This window comes from Vibrio sp. 2130-1, assembly GCF_033339515.1.
Window position 1 is genome coordinate 1 of the sequence record NZ_JAWOUT010000254.1, and the last position, 714, is coordinate 714.

The 714-nt window shown below is 43.6% G+C and carries 2 protein-coding genes; one reads left to right on the plus strand and one right to left on the minus strand.

All coding sequences use genetic code 11. From position 1 onward, the window contains the following. Positions 1-286 (plus strand): TSUP family transporter (locus R7Q09_RS25560; protein WP_318143865.1); only part of this gene is annotated, 286 nt, incomplete at its 5' end. On the opposite strand, the gene R7Q09_RS25565 is transcribed toward R7Q09_RS25560, so the two are convergent. Then, positions 222-714 (minus strand): LysR substrate-binding domain-containing protein (locus R7Q09_RS25565; RefSeq protein WP_318143866.1); only part of this gene is annotated, 493 nt, incomplete at its 5' end. The genes R7Q09_RS25560 and R7Q09_RS25565 overlap by 65 nt on opposite strands.

Sequence of the window (714 nt, forward strand, 5' to 3'; positions counted from 1 at the left end):
TGCTCTTGGCCACTTCTCCCTCGTGGATGCAACAGCACGAACTAAGATTTTGAATTTCACTTCAAACATCGCTGCATTGTTGTTTTTCGTTCTAGCAGGGTTACCTGTATGGGAAATTGGTTTGACGATGGCGGTCGGTGGCTTTATTGGCGCTCAACTTGGCGCAAAAGTGGTGGTTACCAAAGGTCAAAAGTGGATTCGACCTCTAGTGATTACCATGTCTATGCTGATGGCAACAAAACTTCTTTGGCAACAACATCAGCAATGGCTTCTAACACTGTTTTAATTCGCTGATTGCGGTATGTGTTGTGGCGAAGACAGATGTGTATTGGGCGAATTAGAGGCTCTAGTTCTTCGAATTCAAAACAAAAATTTGATGCGATGTTGAGTGTTTTGATGATGGATTTAGGTATCAGTGCTGGTGCCATACCTTTTAAAGCTAATTGCGCTGCCGCAGTGTAGGAGTCCATCTCCATCAAAGGTTGGATTTCGTACTTGGACAAAATGGCTTGCTGATATGTATTGGCTGGGTTATTCAAATCGTTAGTTAAAATCGCTTTTGGTAATTGAGTTAGCGGGTATTTACTTATTATAGAGAAAGGCTCATCGGCGAGATGAACGCTCATCAAACCGTGATGTGAAGGTAAGTAACCAGCGCAGAATCCCAGGGTCGCTCGCCCTGATTTTACGTTTTCAACGATTCTCGGAGTGTGA